Source organism: Vreelandella indica, from assembly GCF_037070225.1.
Classification (GTDB): domain Bacteria; phylum Pseudomonadota; class Gammaproteobacteria; order Pseudomonadales; family Halomonadaceae; genus Vreelandella; species Vreelandella arctica.
In genome coordinates this window covers 78,157-97,201 of the sequence record NZ_JBANSO010000012.1, presented here as the reverse complement: position 1 = coordinate 97,201, position 19,045 = coordinate 78,157, and the positions used below count along the sequence as shown (strand labels likewise).

General features: G+C 53.0%; 21 protein-coding genes and 1 riboswitch. Of the genes, 14 read left to right on the top strand and 7 right to left on the bottom strand.

Annotation, left to right across the window (positions count from 1 at the left end; translation table 11 throughout):
- Positions 1-42: 42 nt before the first annotated feature.
- A complete protein-coding gene (locus tag V8L71_RS10390) occupies positions 43-735 on the bottom strand; it encodes a hypothetical protein (RefSeq protein ID WP_176301914.1) in 693 nt (230 codons plus the stop codon).
- 190 nt (positions 736-925) lie between these two features.
- On the opposite strand from V8L71_RS10390, the gene V8L71_RS10385 reads away from it, so the two are divergent.
- The 7 genes from V8L71_RS10385 (at position 926) to V8L71_RS10355 (ending at position 8,820) form a co-directional block, all read left to right on the top strand.
- On the top strand, positions 926-1,528 hold the full coding sequence (locus tag V8L71_RS10385; protein WP_336274064.1) for a peroxidase-related enzyme: 603 nt from the start codon (positions 926-928) through the stop codon (positions 1,526-1,528).
- 43 nt (positions 1,529-1,571) lie between these two features.
- Positions 1,572-1,679: riboswitch (TPP riboswitch) on the top strand.
- Positions 1,669-3,048, top strand: a complete 1,380-nt coding sequence (locus tag V8L71_RS10380) for an SLC5/6 family protein (protein ID WP_336274063.1) — start codon at positions 1,669-1,671, stop codon at positions 3,046-3,048. (Overlaps the previous riboswitch by 11 nt.)
- A gap of 63 nt (positions 3,049-3,111) precedes the next feature.
- The gene (locus tag V8L71_RS10375) at positions 3,112-4,536 is read left to right on the top strand and encodes a sensor domain-containing diguanylate cyclase (protein ID WP_336268536.1); all 1,425 of its coding nucleotides are present in this window, start codon (positions 3,112-3,114) and stop codon (positions 4,534-4,536) included.
- A gap of 167 nt (positions 4,537-4,703) precedes the next feature.
- Positions 4,704-5,672, top strand: a complete 969-nt coding sequence (locus V8L71_RS10370; RefSeq protein ID WP_336268537.1) for a magnesium transporter CorA family protein — start codon at positions 4,704-4,706, stop codon at positions 5,670-5,672.
- 141 nt (positions 5,673-5,813) lie between these two features.
- Complete coding sequence (locus V8L71_RS10365; protein ID WP_336268538.1) at positions 5,814-6,392, top strand: NnrU family protein; 579 nt, start codon at positions 5,814-5,816, stop codon at positions 6,390-6,392.
- Positions 6,393-6,565: 173 nt separating this feature from the next.
- Entirely contained in the window at positions 6,566-7,756 is a 1,191-nt protein-coding gene (locus V8L71_RS10360; RefSeq protein ID WP_336268539.1) for an alcohol dehydrogenase catalytic domain-containing protein, read from the top strand.
- Positions 7,756-8,820: a proline racemase family protein gene (locus tag V8L71_RS10355; RefSeq protein WP_176301921.1), complete on the top strand. Its 1,065-nt coding sequence runs from the start codon at positions 7,756-7,758 to the stop codon at positions 8,818-8,820. The genes V8L71_RS10360 and V8L71_RS10355 overlap by 1 nt, the downstream gene beginning before the upstream one ends.
- Positions 8,821-8,831: 11 nt before the next feature.
- Here V8L71_RS10355 and V8L71_RS10350 read toward each other — a convergent pair whose 3' ends face one another.
- The 3 genes from V8L71_RS10350 to V8L71_RS10340 all read right to left on the bottom strand — a co-directional run bounded on the left by V8L71_RS10350 (position 8,832) and on the right by V8L71_RS10340 (position 10,535).
- Entirely contained in the window at positions 8,832-9,053 is a 222-nt protein-coding gene (locus V8L71_RS10350) for a DUF1289 domain-containing protein (RefSeq protein ID WP_336268540.1), read from the bottom strand.
- A 31-nt stretch (positions 9,054-9,084) separates the two neighbouring features.
- Positions 9,085-9,501, bottom strand: coding sequence for an alternative ribosome rescue aminoacyl-tRNA hydrolase ArfB (arfB, locus tag V8L71_RS10345; RefSeq protein ID WP_101145656.1), 417 nt, complete (start codon positions 9,499-9,501; stop codon positions 9,085-9,087).
- A gap of 86 nt (positions 9,502-9,587) precedes the next feature.
- On the bottom strand, positions 9,588-10,535 hold the full coding sequence (locus tag V8L71_RS10340; RefSeq protein WP_336268541.1) for a D-2-hydroxyacid dehydrogenase family protein: 948 nt from the start codon (positions 10,533-10,535) through the stop codon (positions 9,588-9,590).
- Between the two features lie 109 nt (positions 10,536-10,644).
- Here V8L71_RS10340 and V8L71_RS10335 point away from each other — a divergent pair, with 109 nt between their 5' ends.
- The 5 genes from V8L71_RS10335 to V8L71_RS10315 all read left to right on the top strand — a co-directional run bounded on the left by V8L71_RS10335 (position 10,645) and on the right by V8L71_RS10315 (position 16,060).
- Positions 10,645-11,259, top strand: coding sequence for a flavin reductase family protein (locus V8L71_RS10335; RefSeq protein WP_008957365.1), 615 nt, complete (start codon positions 10,645-10,647; stop codon positions 11,257-11,259).
- Positions 11,260-11,586: 327 nt separating this feature from the next.
- Entirely contained in the window at positions 11,587-12,732 is a 1,146-nt protein-coding gene (locus tag V8L71_RS10330; RefSeq protein WP_336274062.1) for an ABC transporter substrate-binding protein, read from the top strand.
- A gap of 59 nt (positions 12,733-12,791) precedes the next feature.
- Positions 12,792-14,891 (top strand): methyl-accepting chemotaxis protein, encoded by a 2,100-nt coding sequence (locus V8L71_RS10325; protein ID WP_336274061.1) that lies wholly within the window; start codon positions 12,792-12,794, stop codon positions 14,889-14,891.
- Between the two features lie 115 nt (positions 14,892-15,006).
- Entirely contained in the window at positions 15,007-15,576 is a 570-nt protein-coding gene (locus tag V8L71_RS10320) for a DJ-1/PfpI family protein (protein WP_008957362.1), read from the top strand.
- Between the two features lie 121 nt (positions 15,577-15,697).
- Positions 15,698-16,060 (top strand): ribbon-helix-helix domain-containing protein, encoded by a 363-nt coding sequence (locus V8L71_RS10315; RefSeq protein WP_101145647.1) that lies wholly within the window; start codon positions 15,698-15,700, stop codon positions 16,058-16,060.
- A 41-nt stretch (positions 16,061-16,101) separates the two neighbouring features.
- Here V8L71_RS10315 and V8L71_RS10310 read toward each other — a convergent pair whose 3' ends face one another.
- Complete coding sequence (locus tag V8L71_RS10310) at positions 16,102-16,869, bottom strand: DUF1499 domain-containing protein (protein ID WP_336274060.1); 768 nt, start codon at positions 16,867-16,869, stop codon at positions 16,102-16,104.
- 120 nt (positions 16,870-16,989) lie between these two features.
- Between V8L71_RS10310 and V8L71_RS10305 the strand changes: the two genes are divergently transcribed.
- Entirely contained in the window at positions 16,990-17,337 is a 348-nt protein-coding gene (locus tag V8L71_RS10305; protein ID WP_336268545.1) for a hypothetical protein, read from the top strand.
- Here the strand turns inward: V8L71_RS10305 and V8L71_RS10300 are convergent.
- Both V8L71_RS10300 and V8L71_RS10295 read right to left on the bottom strand, forming a co-directional pair.
- Complete coding sequence (locus V8L71_RS10300; protein ID WP_022522550.1) at positions 17,334-17,567, bottom strand: DUF3820 family protein; 234 nt, start codon at positions 17,565-17,567, stop codon at positions 17,334-17,336. The two genes, V8L71_RS10305 and V8L71_RS10300, sit on opposite strands and share 4 nt — an antisense overlap.
- A 29-nt stretch (positions 17,568-17,596) precedes the next feature.
- Positions 17,597-18,481, bottom strand: coding sequence for a LysR family transcriptional regulator (locus tag V8L71_RS10295; RefSeq protein WP_336268552.1), 885 nt, complete (start codon positions 18,479-18,481; stop codon positions 17,597-17,599).
- A gap of 133 nt (positions 18,482-18,614) precedes the next feature.
- Here V8L71_RS10295 and V8L71_RS10290 point away from each other — a divergent pair, with 133 nt between their 5' ends.
- On the top strand, positions 18,615-19,040 hold the full coding sequence (locus V8L71_RS10290; RefSeq protein WP_336268553.1) for a VOC family protein: 426 nt from the start codon (positions 18,615-18,617) through the stop codon (positions 19,038-19,040).
- Positions 19,041-19,045 lie beyond the last annotated feature (5 nt).

The following is a 19,045-nucleotide window of genomic DNA, read 5'->3' as shown; positions in this document are numbered from 1 at the left end:
AGGCGAGGCCAAAGCCAAGCCGATGAACCGACATATCGTGATTTAAAAGTTATCAAACAACGGCAAGCTTTCTTCCAACAGTTGTTCAATGGGGCCAAGTTGGCTTTCATGCAGCACCAGCAGGGAGTGTTCGTTCATGAAGTCCTGGGCAGGCGGCACCAGCAGCGCGAACTCACCTTCTTCGAGGTGAAACTCATGTATTTCGCGCAAACCAAGCGGCGTCATGCATTGCGAGCAGCGGTAGGTGTCATCTTCGCCATAAATCAGGCGGTGGTACATTTTAAACAGCGTATAGAGTGCCAAGCCGCCTTCAAACGCTGGCCAGCGCGCTGGGGTATGACGAATGCCGTTGGTGAGGTCTTGGCCCTCGGCTTTCGCCTCTGCAATCGCATCGGCTAGCGGGGCAGCAAGAATGGCGGTTTGGTCAGCAGGTAAAGGCGTGTTGTGCTTGGAGGCGTCTTCAAAATCCTGCACTGCTCGTTTGAAGTCTGAAACGTCACTGAGGGTGTAGTCGACATGCTGCAGGTCGTCGGGCTCAAACCCACCATTTTCCCAGCCATGAATGACTCTCAAGGTCATTTGGCCCCGAGTCATTGGGCGGGCAAGTAACATATGTAGCATGATCCGAATATGTAGCTGGCGTTCATCCGTATCATTTTCAAACGCTTGGTAGGGGTCAGCAAACAGTTCGTTTAGACGACCGGAGATGTGTTCTTTTGCTTCGTTATGGCTCATGTCAGTGTCCCTTTGAACGAACTGATTATTAAGCGTTAGGCGCGCGGTTCGTTTATGCCAGCTATTGCAGGTCGTTACGTCAGTATGGCGAGCAGGGCCGCTAATTAAAAGTCACTTAAGTTAGCGTTTTGTTACGTAAAGGCTAAGCCGTTTTTATGAGATGGTTAAACTTAACAATAAAGAGGTGATTATGTCTGCTTCATTAAGCCGTTTTAAGGTACCAGAAACGTTAGATGATCTGCCCGACGATATTCGCCACGCTATTTTGGCCGTCCAGGAAAAGGCAGGGTTTGTGCCTAATGTATTTTTAATGTTGGCCCATCGTCCTGCTGAATTTCGTGCTTTCTTTGCCTACCACGATGCGCTCATGGAGCGTGAATCTGACTCGCTCACTAAAGCCGAGAAAGAGATGATTGTGGTCGCTACAAGTGCGCGGAATCGCTGCTTGTATTGCGTGGTGGCGCATGGGGCACTGGTGCGCATCTATAGCAAAGACCCGCTGCTTGCGGATCAGGTCGCCATCAACCATCGTGTGGCGCCGATTAGTGAGCGCCACCGCGCCATGCTCGACTTTGCCATGCACTGTGCCATTGATGTCGGTGAAATGACCGATGAGTGGTGCACACGCCTGCGGGAAGAAGGTTTTAGCCAAGAGGACTGCTGGGATATAGGCGCCATTGCGGCATTTTTTGGTTTGTCGAATCGACTGGTCACCCTGGCGGGTACGCCGCCCAATGAGGAGTTCTATCTGATGGGGCGAGTGCCCCGCGCTGAGGCTGTCAACACACCTTAAACTTTACTAAGACGCGTTTTTGGTTGACGATACCGTCTTCATTCACTGTCGCCAGGGGAGCCCTGCTTGCAAGGGCTGAGAATGCGCGCTGCGCAGACCCTGGAACCTGATCCGGTTCGTACCGGCGGAGGAAGTGCGACATGCTATATCTGACGTCAGCCGTGCTTGGCGCGGCGCTGTGCTGCTTTGCTTTTTTAGGCCTACGGGCTCGCTGGGTGGATGGTCCCGTTGATGACTATGTGACGGCCCGCAACTCACAAACGGCTTCAACCCTGGGCCTCTCCTTTCTTGCCTCCGGCATGGGGGCGTGGATACTCTTTGCCCCGCCTGAAATTGGCGCCTTTGTTGGCCCCCTCGCATTAGCAGGTTATGCGCTCGGGTCGGCACTGCCGTTTATTGTATTAGGACTCTACGGGCCAAAAATTCGCCGTGCGTTGCCGGAAGGGCGCAGTATCGCCGAGTTTGCAGAGGCGTGCTATGGCCCAGGCGTGCGGCGCTGGGTAACGTTGGTTTCGGTGGGCTATATGGCTTGCTTTCTAGCAGCGGAGCTCACCGCCATTGGGGCAATCACCGCGCTATTGTCAGATGTGCCGCCCGCGCTGGTGATTATTGGCGTTGCCCTCACCACCCTGGTGTATACCGCGGTTGGCGGGTTGCGTGCCAGCCTTGCCACAGACCGATGGCAGGCATGGCTGTTGCTAGCGCTTCTGTTGGCGGTGGGTAGCGTTACGTTATGGCGCCTACCCACAATGCCTAGCGAGGCAACGCTGCCTTCCATCCCCGTTACCAGCGCGCTAAGCGTTGCGTTAACGCTGGTCATCGCCGTCACCGCAGCGAACCTTTTCCATCAAGGGTATTGGCAGCGCGTTTGGGCGGCGAGGGATGATCAAAGCCTGGGCCGTGGCGCTTGGCTAGGCGGCGGTATGACCGTCGTCGTCGTGATGCTAATTGGTGGTTTGGGCATGCTGGCGACAATGAGTGGGGTTCCCCTTGGCGAGCCGCCGATGCCGTTTTTCGCCCTGCTAACGAAGGCCCCAGCTTGGCTGACGCTACCTGCCTTAGTGCTGGCAGTCACCTTGGTGGCCTCCAGTGTGGATACGTTACAAAATGGTATCGCTTCCCTGGTGGTGTCGCGCAGCGAACAGCGGGGTGTTTCCATCGCCGCTGCCCGCTGGGTCACGATTGCATTGATGATACCGGTGGTAGTGATTGCTTTGCAGGGGCTGTCGGTACTGCGGCTATTCCTGATTGCTGACTTACTGTGTGCTGCCATTGTGGTGCCTGTGCTGCTAGGTCTGTGGCAGCGCATGACCCCTTTTTCGGCTGTTGCGGGAGGCGTTGCAGGATTGCTGGGTGCCATTATTCCAGGGTGGTTCGGTCAGGGCAGTCTCATCGCGGGAGTGGTAGCTGCCAGTTTTCCAGGCAGTATTCCTACGCTGGGGCCGTTTGTCGGCGCGATAGTCGCCTCTACGCTGGTTAGTGTGTTGCTCGCGAGTATGAGTAAAAATAATAAGCAGTAAGCAGAAAAGTGCTGGTCGCGATATGCTGGTAGACCTACACCTCCCTGAATGGGTGACATGACAATGAGCTACCCCATAGCATCTAATGAAGAGGCGCGGTTAGCCGCTCTTTATGAGCTTGAACTATTAGATACCCCGGATGAACCGGCGTTTGATCGCGTCACCAGGTTGGTTACCCAGTTACTAAATGTGCCTATCTCAACGATCACGTTGATTGATGCTGAGCGTCAGTGGATTAAGTCGCGCGTGGGCGTGGAAACCCGCGAGACAGGGCGAGATGTGGCTTTTTGCGCTTATACAGTGACGGCCTCAGAGCCGTTAATTGTTGAAGATGCACGCAAGGATCCTAGATTTGCGCAAAACCCCCATGTGACCGCCCCGAATGGGATTCGCTTTTATGCGGGTATTCCGCTGTGCACCTCCAATGGACTTGCATTGGGATCCCTCTGCGCGATTGATATTAAACCTCGTACTCTTAGTGAGCAGGAACTGGCGGCTTTGAAAGATTTAGCGGCGATTGTGACTGATGAAATTCGCCTGCGTGAGCGGCTGATCCGAGAGAGAAAAAAAGCACAGGAATCTCAGCGAGCGTTGAGCGAGCTTCATTACAGTATGGAGTGCCAAATTGAACGGCGCACCAACGAGCTCAACCTGGTCATTGAATCCGCCTATGACGCCTATATCAGCGTTGATTCACAGGGCGTTATTCTGGATTGGAATCGAGCGGCTGAGCTAATGTTTGGTTGGCCACGCAAGGCGGTGCTGGCAAGGCCAATCACACAACTACTCTTTCCGAATGGCTTGCCAACTGAGAGTGATCAAGCCCCTATCACCTTTACAGCGCGGTGCCATGATGGCAAGGAACTGCCCGTCGAGGTCCGCATCAAGACATTGACCATTGATGGCCGCGAACGACGCAGTCTTTTTATCCATGATATTACCGAACGGCAGCAGCTAGAGCGCTTGCGCGATCAACAGGCCCGTGAAGACGTATTAACCAAACTGCCGAATCGACGCGCCCTGGATGAACGCCTGCCTGATGCGATGGCCCGCGCTCGGCGTACTCAAAAGCCCTTAGCAGTTTTATTCATGGACCTGGATGGTTTTAAAGCGATTAACGACACTCATGGCCATGCCATGGGGGATGAGCTGCTGCGTGTGATGGCTAAACGATTGGCGGGGGCCGTCCGTGAAACCGACTATATAGCGCGGTGGGCCGGAGACGAGTTTGTCTTGCTATTAGAAGGCAGTGAGTCCATGGCGATTGAGCCGTTGGCTAAAAAATTAATACAGGTGATTGAAGAGCCGTTTGCTGCTGGCAATGCGGCGCTGAATATCAGTGCAAGCATAGGTGTTGTCATGTACATGCCGACTAGTGCTGAAACGGCCAACGAGCTATTAAAGCGAGCCGATGTTGCCATGTATGATGCCAAGCGCTTGGGAAAAGCCCAAGTTCGTATAGTGCAGCCTTTGGATAGTGCTTCTTAGGCTTGGTACGAAAACTGCTTGCGCTCGCCCATACGTTGTTAAAAATCGGCTCAAAATACTCATTTACACTCTGTAAACTCCGTTTTTTCGCCTATTTTTGCCTAGTCTGGTCTTCGCTCAGCGACTTTTCGTACAAACCCCGAGACCGGAAATATTCAAGGACGATCATGATTCGAACTATTCTGACCACGCCTGAAGGCGAGACCCATGAGGGCGGTGAAAGCCTGATAGCTGTGTGGCGGGCTACGCCGGGAAGCCATATTTGGATTGATATGCAGGGGGAGACCCAGCAGAGCGAACGGTCGATTTTAGAGGCATTCGAATTTCACCCGATGGCGATTCAAGATGCCCATAAAGAGCGTCATCCGCCTAAAATAGAAGAGTTTGATAACCATACGCTGATTATTTATCGCGGCATCTCCTCATTCGATGCCGAGCTGAACTATTTGCCTCAACAGGTCTGTTTTTTTGTGGGCGAACGGTTTTTGGTTACGCTCCATCCTGGTGAAGCGTTAAGCATTGAGCGGCTATTTAACGAGCACGGAAGAGCACTTTTGGCGCATTCGCCGGAGCAGGTCGCGCTGCGCGTTATGTATATCTCAGCCGGATTTTATATCGATAGCCTGCTTGAGTTTGAAACTGAATTAAGCGATCTAGAGGATGAACTGTTAGAAGACGGCAACGATGTCTTGATGCGCAAAATCATTACTTATCGCTCTCGATTGGTCAAAATGCGCCGCATTTTTAGTTACCACAAAGGCATTACTCAAGAACTGACGGCTTATGACTACGAGCATCTGCCCCGAGAAGAGAGCGAAACCCTGCACGCTATTAACGATGTGGCGGACCGCTTTGAACGTCTCTATACCTTGACCCAAATGTACTATGACATTTGTGGTGACTTAGTCGATGGCTATATCTCTATTTCTTCTCATCAGCTAAATATCACCATGCGTGTTCTCACCGTTATTACCGCAATTTTTGTACCCCTGACATTTATTGCTGGGATTTACGGCATGAACTTCGAAAATATGCCCGAGCTGCGCTATGAGTACGGCTACTTTTTTGTATTGGGAGCAATGCTGGGCATCGGCGGCATATTGATTTGGTTATTTAAACGCAAACACTGGTTCTAAGCTCGTCAGTGAACGATTCGCCAGGAAACGAAAAGTTGACGCATGCATAGGTGGTTGAGGGGTGAGTGTGGCATCCTCTGCAGCGACCAAGACTATAAGGCATCAAGCCGTCGACTAGCATTTTCACTGGGAGCATTTTTCATGACCATTATGATCATCGGGCTGCTGATTTTTTTAGGCAGTCACTCTGTACGTATCTTCGCTGAAAATTGGCGTCAGCAGCAAATTGCCAAATTCGGCGAAACCACGTGGAAAATAGCCTACTCGGCAGTGTCTGTGATCGGTTTGGCAATTGCCATTTACGGCTTTGGCCAGATGCGCCTTGACCCCATTTATGTGTGGCAACCACCCATGGGAATGCGCCATGCGGTCGCGCTGCTCATGCTGCCTGCCTTTATTATGCTAGTGGCGGCTTATGTTCCCCATAATGCTATTAAGGCCAAGCTTGGCCACCCGATGATGCTGTCAGTGAAAATATGGGCGTTTGCTCACCTGCTAGCCAACGGCCGCTTAGGCGATATTATTTTTTTTGCAGCCTTTCTTATCTGGGCAATCCTGGCGTTTAAAGCTGCCAAAAAGCGTGGTCGTTTAACGCCAGCTGCGCCAGTTAGCACCACGAAAATGGCTACTATTTCTACCGTACTCATCGGGCTGGTGGCGTATGTCGTCTTTGCTTTTTACTTGCACACCGCGTTGATTGGTGTCCCTGTCTTTAGCTAATGCTTATGTTTAATTAATATCTGTATTGGCTAATATTAATAAGTGTGCTTTGTTCTTCTGGCGGCCTCGCAACCACGCGTTGCCGCCATTGCCGCTTATATGGCTTTTGAGACTCGGCAAGAGTTTGTTATTGTCATTTGAGCGCCAATATACCCATATTAAGGAGTCAGCTCATGGCCGAAACTGAACACACGGTGCCGCCGACGATGGCCGCCATGCTATTGACTGGACATGGCGGTATCGACAAATTGGAGTACCATCCGGATGTCGCTACACCTAAGCCCAAGGCGGGCGAAGTGCTGGTACAGGTGACTGCTACGGCAAAGAACAATACTGACCGAAAAGCGCGTGAAGGCCTTTACCCCACCAAAGATAAAGGTGATGTAACTTCCTTTGCCATGGGCGGCACCCCGACGCTTACCTTCCCGCGTATTCAAGGGGCCGATGTGGCAGGTCGTATCGTGGCGGTCGGAGAGGGGGTCGACGCAAAGCGCATTGGCCAGCGAGGGCTGCTCGATTTTAATATCTACGCCGACGAGCGCCGTGATATTAACCTCACCCCTGACTACTACGGCCATGGCGCCGACGGCGGTTTTGCTGAGTATATCGCTGTCCCTGCTGATCAGTTTTATCACGTGCCCAACCCTGAGCTGCACGATGCAGAGCTTGCCTCAATGGGCATGTGTTCGTATCAAACTGCTTACCACATGATGACCGCCGCCAAGGTGAGTGCTGGTGAGCGCGTGTTGGTCAGTGGTGCCAGCGGTGGCGTGGGGACCGCACTGATTCAGCTCTGCCGCGTTGTGGGCGCTATTCCCTATGCGGTAAGCCAGCTAGACAAAGCTGACGCACTCAAAGCACTAGGCGCAGAAGCGGTGATTGACCGTGGCGACTTGCCGACGTTTGTGGATCGCGTGCTGGAAACGACCAGCGGTAAACCGATCGATGCGGTGATGGATCTGGTCGGCGGTGAAATGACCAATCTATTTATCGACACCATGATTGTTGATATGCAGGGGCGCAAGAGCTACCCGCGCCTTTCCATTGCTGGTGCCAGCGGTGGCAATCTGAGCGAAATGATGTGGACGCGCGTTTATCTGTACCAAGTGCAGATTTTTGGCGTTTCCCACGGCACCCGTGAAGAGGCTGAACAGCTTGTGGCATGGATACGCAGCGGTGAATTAAAGCCTGTGCTTCATGCGGCATTTAAGCTTTCCAATCTGCATGCGGCCGAGCGCTATTTTGTTAATCGGGACAGCAACTATCTGGGTAAAATTGTGCTTGTTCCCGATGCCCAGTGGGCCTCTCATGGTGCTCCGTTCGCCCTCGAAAATTCCTCTTCTGACGCTCAGGAGCGCCACTAGTGCCTAACCTCCATACCATCCAGTTAATGGATACTCACGCCGGTGGCGATGTTAGCCGTATTGTCACCGGTGGCATCGATATTTTGCCTGGCGCCACTGTGCGCGAGCAGATGGAGTACCTGCGCGATGACGCCGACGGTTTACGTCGCTTGCTGCTTGAAGAGCCCTACGGCATTCCAGAAATGTCAGTCGATTTGTTAGTGCCTCCCAGCCACCCGGAAGCGGTCGCGGGATATATCATTATGGAAGTAATGGGCTATCCCATTTACTCTGGCTCTAACACCTTGTGTACCGCGACAGCTGTGCTGGAGAGCGGTATTGTGCCCAAGCAGGAAGGGATACAGCGCTTTAAGCTGGAAGCGCCGGCAGGCTTGGTGCAGATCGAAGCCAAAGTGCATAACGGCGTGGTGGAGTCAGTTACCTGTGGCGGCTTGCCCAGCTATATCGACACCTATCGCGATACGATTGATGTGCCGGGCATTGGTGATGTCACATACTCCATCGCCTACAGCGGTGGTTTTTATGCGTTAGTGGATGCCACTGAATTGGGCTTTAAACTGACGCGTGATGAAGAGCGTGCGCTATCCGAGTGTGCCTATAAAATCGTCGAAGCGATTAAAGCGCAGCGAGGCTTTTCCCACTACACGCTGGGTGACGTAGGGCCACTGCCGTTTTTGCACTTTATGGGACCTGAAGAGAAGGTAACGGAAGGTTATATACGTTCACGCTCAACCACCTATGTTCATCCTGGCGTTATTTGCCGTAGTACAACGGGTACTGGTACCTCGGCACGCCTGGCATTGATGAACTATGAAGGGCGTTTGAGTATAGGCGACAAACTAGAGACGGTTTCACTGCGTGAAACGGGGTTTATCGGCACCTTCATTGGCACGCATCAGGAAGGCGCTTACCAAGTGGTGGAAAATACCATTACCGGCCGCAGTTACGTGTTGTCGCGCTCGGATATTGTGATCAACTGTGATGACCCGATGGTGGCGTGCGGTGAGTTGCATCATATCTTGAGTGACCGTCATCAGCCTGCGGCATTGTCTTTAGAGTCGTAGTCTGTGAAAACTTAGTCTTTGGAAACGTAGTCTTTAGAAACATGGCCATCAGAGACATAGCCTTCGCTTTCCAAGCGTTCCCATACCGGGGCTTTTTCGGCCTCGGTCATGGCGCCCCAGACAGCAATTTCATCTAGCGTACGGCCGCAGCCATTGCACAATGAAGTGGATGGCTCGATCTGGCAGATCTGCACGCACGGCGAGAGTGGGCGGACGGTAGAATATGTGCTCATTAAGATAGGCTCTGAAGAACTGGCTGGCGCATTATGACGCCGACACTTTACCGCGCAATGACTTAATTTTTCCCTTACGGGTTTTGTGATCAACACGACGGCGCTGCGAGCCTTTGGTGGGCTTGGTGGGGCGGCGTACTTTTTGCTGCTTGGTGGCACTCTGAATCAGCTCTTTTAAACGTGCCAGCGCATCCTCTTTGTTGAGTTCAAGCTTTCGATGGCTCTGGGCTTTAATAATTACCACGCCCTCTTTGCTAATGCGCTGATCCGATAACGCCATTAAGCGCTCTTTATACAGAGGCGGCAGCGTAGAGCTCAGAATATCAAAGCGTAAATGTACTGCTGAAGCGACTTTATTGACGTTCTGGCCGCCAGCACCCTGGGCGCGAATTTGGCTGATATCAATCTCCCAATCAGCCAGGGTAACGTTATTAGAAATGGTGAGCATTAATGGCCCCTGTGTTACTTGTGAACCCATAAGGCTAGCACAATTGGCACAGAGACGGGGATGGTTAGCCTACTTAGCGCGCTCCGTTAGCCCGCTAAATTGTTAATCGGTTGACCATCCATGTAAGCTAGCAGGTTGCTAAAGGCATCGCCAAAATAGAGCTCATAGCTATCTTTTTCTACATAGCCAAGGTGAGGCGTGGCGACTAAATTAGGCAATGCCAGCAACGAGTTTTCAATGACCGGTTCCGCATCGAAGACATCCACCGCTGCCTGACCAGGGCGCCCAGCTATAAGCGCCTGCTCAAGCGCACCGGGCACCACTAACTGTGAACGACTAGTATTTACCAGCAGAGATGTAGGTTTCATCTGGGCGAGTGATTCATCAGTGACGATACCGCGGGTTTCGTCGTTCAAGCGAAGGTGCAGGCTTAGCACATCTGAGCGCTGAAACAACGCAGCTTGGCTTTCGGCTACTTCTAACCCGGCTTCAGCGGCGCGTTGGCGGGTGCCTTCCCGACCCCACACCAACACGTTCATTTCAAACGCCTGACCATAGCGTGCCACTAGGCTGCCGATTTTTCCGTAGCCAAAAATGCCTAGTGTGCGTCCTTTAAGGCCGGTACCTAACGTGCACTGCCAGCGGCCCGCTTTCAGGTTCTCAACTTCTGCCGGTATATGACGCATTGCCGCCAGGACTAAACCCCAGGTTAATTCTGCCGCTGCATAAGGCGATCCAGTGCCCGCCATGACAGTGACGCCATGGCGGCGACAAGCCGCCATATTCACATGCGCTGCACCGCCACCCGTTTGGCTAATGACTTTCAGGTTGGGCAAGCGCGCCAGTAGGGCTGCCGTGATAGGCGTGCGTTCACGAATCAGCACTAACGCCTCGGCGTCCTGGAACCGTTCACTCAGCCCGTCTAGGTCGGTTAATGTGTCGTGATACACCGTCACATCGTGGCCTTCTAGCTGCTTGAAGGCATCTAAACGGCGCACGCAGTCCTGGTAGTCATCGGCAATGACAATCTTCATAGAGAGGATTCCTTAAACTGGTCGCATCGGTAATAGTAAAACAGGGCCTAGTGGGCCTTGTTGTTATAAAGTGATACTAACCTGAACACTAACCGTCAAGGAGCCCAAAATGAGTAACTATCTGTTAGATGATTCCCCCCTAAGCCCCGGTGTTATTTACCGCTTGTTATCTGGCGTTGTTTGCCCAAGGCCCATTGCCTGGGTGTCTACCCAGGATAAGCAGGGAAATACTAATTTAGCACCGTTCTCCTTCTTCAATGTCGCTAGCGTCAACCCGCCGGTGCTGGCGTTTTCACCACTGCTCAATGGCAGCGGTGAGCTTAAAGATACGGTGCGTAATTTAAATGACGTTGCAGAATGCGTTGTGCATGTGGGGAGTGAAGCGTTAATTGAAGCGCTCAATACCACTAGTGCCAGCCTGCCGCCAGGAGAGGATGAGTTTACCCTGGCCGGGCTTGAAAAGGCTGCTATGCCGGGCGTGAGCGTTCCGCGGATTGCTAATGCGCCTGTGGCGTTTGGCTGCAAACTGTTCGATATGATTCGGTTCGGTGACCAACCCTTGGCAGGTACGTTAGTACTGGCGCAAGTGGTTTCTATTCATATTGATGACGCGCTATGGGACGGCCGCCATGTGGATATGGATCTTCTCAAACCAGTAGGTCGCCTAGCGGGCAGTGATTACATCCGCATTAGCGATCGTTTTGCGATAGAGCGTCCTGATTAGCAGCTGCTTAATTTACATAATATTATGATTTTTAATGTTATTTTTCTATTTTTTCCCATTATGTCAATGCAGTTACACAGTGGGTAATAATAATTACTTAGCAATTAACGATAACTAACCTTTAGTCGTATATTCTGCTGCCGATAGTAATAGGTAACAGATCGGTAATGTAGGAGGCATGCGATGGTTCCCATTGTCTGTTTTTCAACATGCCATTTATAGGGTGGAGAAGTGATCTAGCTAGCAAGGAGCAGATCAATGCAACGACTGGGAACGCTATTGTTAATAAAAAAATGTTTTAAAAAACAAATGATTAAAACGAGGTTGTTGAGGATAACGTTATTCGCTGGGCTGTTGGTTTCACCATTGACGCAGGCAGAGCTTACGTTTGGGATTGTCGCCCCTTCCAGCGGTGGCGCTGCGCCTTTAGGGCTGGGTATGCAAAAAGGTATCGAGACCTATTTTGCCGAGGTTAATGCAGCAGGCGGGGTGAATGGTGAAACACTTGCCTTGATCGCGCGCGATGATCAATACCAACCACTTAAAGCCGCCAGCAATACCCGCCAACTGATTCAAGAAGATGACGTGTTGGCGGCGATCGGCAACGTGGGTACGCCGACGGCCACCGTTACCATTCCCATCTATAACGAGTATGAAACGCTGCTTTATGGTGCGTTCACAGGTGCTGGCGTATTGCGCAAGACACCGCCCGACTGCTATGTGATCAATTACCGGGCCAGCTATGTGCAGGAAACCGCCGCGATGGTGGATGGGCTGCTGGAAGCGGGTGTTCTGCCCGAGGAAATTGCCTTTTTTACCCAGAACGATAGCTTTGGCGACGCAGGATACAATGGCGCTATCCAAGCGTTAACCTCCCATGGCGTTGAAAATACCGCTGCGCTGGCACATGGACGATTTACCCGTGGTACGCGCAATATTCACCAAGGGTTGGCAACCATTCTGCAAGCGCCGGTGACGCCTCGGGCGGTCATTATCGTGGGCACTTACGGGCCCGCGGCAGATTTCATTCGTGAAGCACGCAACGACCTACCAGATGCCGTGTTTCTGAACGTCTCTTTCGTTGGCAGCCAAGCGTTAATGGATGAACTTGGCGAATTGTCAGAAGGCGTGATTATTACCCAAGTCGTGCCGCCTCTGGATGCCGACCTACCCGCTGTAGAAGCCTACCGCCAGGCGCTAGCCACGCATTCACGGGGAAGTGAGCCTGACTTTATTTCCCTTGAAGGCTACCTGGCGGCGAAGCTGTTTGTGGAAGGTGTCAAGGCGGCGGGTGCAGAGCCAGATCGTGACGCTATTGTGGATGGCTTGCTTGGTCTGGGTAGCATCGATATTGGCTTGGAAGAGCCGCTCAGCCTTGGGCGTAATGATCACCAAGCCAGCGATGCAGTATGGCCAACCATTATCACAAACGGCCGTTTTGAGTCGGTGGAGTGGGCGAGCCTGTTACCGTAACAGCGTCCGCATTTAGGCTTAAGTTACCTGTAAGACCCTGACACAAGTGAAATCAGATAATGAAAAAAACGTTAAGTATTAGAGCCATGTTGATCAGCCTGTTCCTAGCGGCAGTGCTTGGCGCCGTGGTGCTAGCAGCAACAGGTTGGACTACCAACCAACGGCTCATCGACTCGCAGCGCTATATCACCGGTGAGGTATTACCGCTTCAGGATGCCAGCCGGGGCATGGTGCTCACCATGGGCGCGTTTGGTCAGCGCCATGCGGATCTACTTGCCGCTGAAAACGCAGCAGGCCTTGATGAAGTCACCACACAAACCGCATTGGATGAACGCTTTCATAACGCCCGCCAAGGGCTGAGCGGGGTTGATCACGCCGAGAGCCTGAGTGAGTTGGATAGTCATTATCAGGCGTTACTGGCTGGCGATACGGCGCTTGAGGCGATTCGCCGTGAAGAACTGAGTTTGCAAACGCAGATGGCTGAACGCATTAGTGCCATGCAAACGCTAGTCTCGCAGGTGATGCTTAGCGCTGAAGATATTGCCGGTCGTACGGCATTAGCCCAGGTGCGCAACGACCGTGAACAGCGTGAGTTAATGGAAGCTTGGCGTGAAGATGGTATGACCACGCTGCCTACTCAGCTACTTGACAATATGTTTACCGCGCAAGCAGATGTTGGACGCTTAAGCGGTAACGCGCGCATGGCATTAGCGCAGCTATCGGATCTTGGCCGCCAAATGATGCAAATAGAGAGCTCCGATGCGCTGGTCAATTTGCGTCATAATGAAATTGCCCAGCAGGTCGGGCTTGCTCGTCAGTCGTTGGCGGCAATCGCCAGCGCCCCCAGTACCGAAGTAGAGCAGCGTGCGCTAATTAATAACCTTGATGAGGTTATTGTCGAGCTGCAAGGGCTGATGGTGTCTGATGATAACGCTGTCTATGCGCTTCGTTTGCAGCAGCTTGCACTCCATGAACAAGTACAAGCGGCGCTCACCAATGTCGCTCAAGCCATGGCGCAGATGCGCTCGGCGTTAAGTGACGTTGAAGCGTATACCGTGGCACAGGCTGACAGTGCCGCGACCCAGGCGGAAACGTTAGCCAATGCTGGCCGTTCGTTACTGATTATGGTCACACTGATTGTGATTGCGCTGCTTGCTATCTTTGGCTGGCGCACAATGGTGCGTGTGTTGGGCCCGCTCGTGGCAATGCGCCGCCAGATGGAAAGCATCAGTGGCGCTGCTGGCGAGAACGCTGATCTTTCCAAGCGTCTTGAGCTTAAACGCAACGATGAAGTAGGCCAGACGGCTCAAGCGTTTAATAACATGATGGATACCTTTGAGAGCATGGTGGCGCAGATACGAGAAAGCGCCGAAGCTATCGCCACCAGCAGCCGTCAAATTGCAGCAGGTAATGAAAACCTCTCCCAGCGTACCGATCAACAGGCAGCGTCGCTGGCTGAAACGGCCTCAAGTCTTGAACAGATTACCGCTACCGTGAAGCAAACGGCTGAGTATGCTGACCAGGCGAAAGACGCCAGTGGCAACGTTGATCAACGTGCACGTGCCGCAGGGGATGTGTCAACGCGTACCACGGCAGCAATGGGCGATATCCGTGAGGCGAGTGAAAAAATCACCTCTATTATTAAAGCCATCGACGATATTGCCTTCCAAACTAACTTGTTGGCGCTAAATGCCTCCGTGGAAGCCGCCCGGGCTGGCGAGCAGGGGCGCGGGTTTGCTGTGGTGGCTCAGGAAGTACGTAAGTTAGCGGGACGCAGCGCTGAGGAGGCGGCCCAAATTCGTCATTTAGTAGACGACAGTGTTGCTAAGGTGAGCGAGGGCGAGCAACTCGTCAACGCATCCAGTAAGCACCTTCAGGAGATCATTGATAGCCTGGGTGAGGTGACGCGCTATGTTACCGAGATCGCTGGGGCGACCCACGAACAGTCGGCAGGCATTGACCAGATCAACCAAGCGATTTCGCAATTGGATCAGGTGACGCACCAAAATGCCCGCTTGGTACAAGAAGCCACGACAGCCAGTCATACACTGGATGATCGTGCCGGTGATATGCATTCACTGGTAGGGCGCTTTCGGGTAAGCGATACGGCAGGACAGCGTCATCTGTCACTCCCACAGAAGGAAGAAATTACAACGTAGTAAGCAATTACTACCTGCTGGTGGAAAGCGCTTGCTAGTCTCATCTCACACGCCTCGCGTGTGCTCACACACTCGATCAATAACCATAAGATAAATAGGTAAAAGGAGTACTGAGATGAGCAGCAAGCGTATTTTAATGATCACCGGCGATTTCACTGAAGACTATGAAACCATGGTGCCGTTTCAAGCACTTATGGCCGTCGGCCACCAGGTAGATGCTGTCTGCCCTGGTAAAGCCTCGGGCGATACTGTGGCAACCGCGATTCATGACTTTGAAGGTGATCAAACCTATTCTGAAAAGCCTGGGCACCGCTTCGCACTGAATGCTGATTTCGCCAGCACTAACCCTGCCGATTACGATGCCCTGGTTGTACCGGGTGGCCGCGCACCGGAATATCTTCGTCTCAACAAGGAAGTCCTGACGATGGTTCAGCACTTTTTTGAGACCAACAAGCCCGTGGCGGCCATCTGCCATGGTGCGCAGCTATTGGCTGCTGCAAAAGTGCTTGAGGGCCGGCAGTGCTCCGCTTACCCGGCCTGCCAGCCGGAGGTAGAACTTGCTGGTGGTCACTTCGCCAATTTGGAAGTGACGGATGCGGTGACCGATGGCAACCTGGTCACCGCTCCCGCGTGGCCTGCCCACCCGGCATGGCTGGCGCAATTTATGGCACTGTTAAATAAGTAAAGCTAGCCGCACTATCATAATTACCTTTGCGCCCAGCCCCGGCTGGGCGCGCTATGTTTTTCCCCGCTATGCTTGTAGTTTGAACACACGTTTGAACAGATTACGCTGAGAGGCAACACCCATGTGTAAACTCTTTATTCAAGCTAACCCCGAGCTGTGGCGCAGTGCGACGCACTCGCTGCGTATAGATGGCATGGTCACCAGTGTGCGGATGGAAAACTATTTCTGGCACATTCTCGAAGAGATCGCCCAGCGAGATGGAATGAATACCGCCCAAATGATTACTCGGCTGTATCATGAATCGATCGATGCTGGGCACGATTTGGGTAACTTCACCTCGTTTTTACGCGTTTGCGCCCTGCGTTACCAAGCGCTTCAATTGAGCGGCGATATTCCAATCCAGCACCAGGTACCCATCGCCACCCTGGACGCGGAGCAAATTTTAGCGCGTGAAACTTGCAACAGGCAGGACTCCTTACATTAAAAACGGCGGCTGATAAGGGGGCTGGAAAAGAAGTAGAGCCGTTATTCGAGCCGTGCTTCCAGCGCACTTAAAAATTCTTCAATACGTGCTGCATTGGTGCCCACATCGCTTGCGCCCAGGCGTGATGCCGAGCGCATATCGACCTGCACACCATTGTCCAGCTCGGTTAAGCGAATAACCACGTCATCCTCAAAGCCAAACCAGCGCGTGGTTGCGGTGGCCTCTATGTGATTGTCGGTAATTCTGGCGATACGCCAGCCAGACTCTTCCGCTGCTGCTTGGGCAGCTGCCAGTACGGTTTGCGGAGAGTCATCTACGATTATCGGCTTGAGGTGAGGGTAGGCTGCTCGCTGTTGCTGGGCGGTTGCCTCACCAGGGTAATCGACCGCGTTAGGGGCAGCACGCCGTGCGTTGGCTAAGGCTTCAAAAGCAGGTGGATTCTGGGTGTCGGTGGTGATGTCGTGAATGGCCGGTACCTCTTGAGCACGTTGCCAGTGCTGCCAAGGCACAAAAAGCAGCGCCGCCGCAGCGATAATGACCAGCGAGGCCATCAAGGCTGATGTGAAGCGACGAGCCAGTATGCTCAGCAGCAGCGTAACGATGCTGACTGCCACCGCTCCACCCGCCGCATAGACGCCGTTACGTAGTAAGTTAAACGCCTCGCCCAGGCTGATAAGTTCGCCCCGATAAGCCGGGCCAGCGCCCGCCATCATCAGTACCGCCACTACAAGCAGCAGAATGGCTAAACCTGCCAGTATACCTGGCCAGCGGCCACCGCGTGGGTGTGACGCTTTCAGTTGCATTGCCATGTTCTCTCCTTGTCACATCGTATTCAGCGATTCTTTTGAGCTATCCTTTCCAGCTATTCTTAGCACAAATACAACGCCAATTGGCAATCTGAACGTTTAATACCTGACGATAGGATATACATGACCGATCACGTAACCGCTTTACGTCAGTTGCTTCTCAGCGCACCGCAAGAAGCCCTGCCAATGACCTACCAGCAGGTGGCCACCGAGCTGGGGCTGACGCCGCCGCGCACCATTGGGCAAGTTACCCAAGCGCTTGAGCAGTTAATGCGTGAAGACGCCGCGCAACAAACACCTTTTATCGCCGCCTTAGTCGTCAGCCGCCGGGGCGATGGGTTACCCGCTACGGGCTTCTTTGAGTTAGCTGTCGCTTTAGGCCGTTTTCCCAAAGACCCGACCCTCCACGAGTCGGCTTACCGGGCTGAGTTTCAGAGCGCCCTCAACGAGCGCGAAGATTGCCAACGTTAAGTTTCGCCGCGCTGGCTGGGCGTTTTACGCAGTGGGTCAAGCAACGGGCCAAGCCCGTTGTGATCGATTTCATGCATTAGATGAAGCAGCTGGCCAATCTCGCCAGAAGGAAATCCTTCCCGGGCAAACCAGTTTAAATAGGGGCCGGGGAGGTCGGCGATCAGGCGGCCCTCATACTTGCCAAAGGGCATGGTACGGGTGACTAGCTTTTCCAGATCCTCTGGTTTCATGCATTAACTCCTGTGGCTTTGATTGCGTGCTAAACACAATTATCAGGTTGTTCTGCCGTTTCGCCAATCAATTGGGCAAGCGCTCGGGCGGGTTCGCTCAAATGACCACTGGTAGGATGGATCAGCCCTATATCACGATGAAAGGTACGCTCGCCTAAATCAATCGCACGCACGCCGGTTGGCCAGCGTGAATGGGCGATGGCCTCGGGAACCAGCGCCACGCCTACCTCCTTGGCGACCAGCTTAATGATCGCTTCCAGTTCGTCGACTTCGCATACCTCGCGCACATTGCAGTGGTTATCACGTAGAAAGCGCTCTACCTGTCTGCCCCCAAAAGAGGCACGGTCATAGCGGATAAACGGTTGGTTGGAGAGCAGTTCCCGCCACTGGTCGCCGTTGATATTCGGCGGCACGATTAACCGAAAAGGCTCGTGAGCTAGGGGTGTCCAGCGCAAATCACTGTGTAGCGAAAAGGGCGGGCGAATTATCACTGCCATATCCAGTTCGCCAGCGTCGACCTGATTGACCAGTTCCATGGAAAGCCCCGGTACCACGTGGGTACAGCAATCGTGATAAGCGTGATGAAAGCGCGCGAGTGCATCAGGCAGTAGCGAGCGCTGGATGGAGGCGATGGCGCCGATATTGATCCGTTGTGTGGCTGGCTGGCCTGACATGGATACGCCCAGCGTGCTATAGAGCGTCAGCAGGGCGTGGGCTTGCTTCAACGTCTCTTGCCCTCGCTGGGTCAATATGGCGGCACGCCCTTTGCGTTCAAACAGGGCAAGGCCTAGTTCTCCCTCAAGGCGTTTCATCTGCGCACTGACCGCTGCTTGAGTCAGGCCAATTTTGTTACCCGCTGCGGCAAAGGTGCCTTCCTGGGCAACCGCGATCAGCGTCTTTAGCTCACGGATCATTGATAAATCCTTTTTGTGAATCAGCCAAATAGTTATTGATTTTATTTTCCCATGCGTCGCCCTAGGATGAATACAGCGTGGCAGCACAAAGTGTCACTCAATCCCCATAAACCGACTTAAGCTGGAGATGACGATGAGCCTTTCACCTTTCCATTTGGCGATTCCTGTTTACGATGTTGCGCTGGCACGGGCATTCTATAATGACGTTTTTGGCCTGGAAGAGGGGCGTTCCAGTGAGCAGTGGGTCGACTTTAATTTCTTCGGCCATCAGTTAGTCATTCACGAGCAACCCAAAACGCCGGGACAAGAGAGCGCTCATACCAATCCCGTGGACGGTCACAACGTTCCAGTACCGCATTTCGGCGTGATTTTGCAGTGGGATGAGTGGGAAGCCCTGGCCGAGCGACTGAAAGCGCGGGATACACAATTTGTGATTGAGCCTTACGTACGTTTCAAAGGCGAAGTGGGCGAACAGGCCACTATGTTCCTGCTCGACCCTTGCGGAAACGCCCTGGAGTTCAAGGCGTTCAAAGATATGAGCCAGATCTTTGCAAAATAGACTTT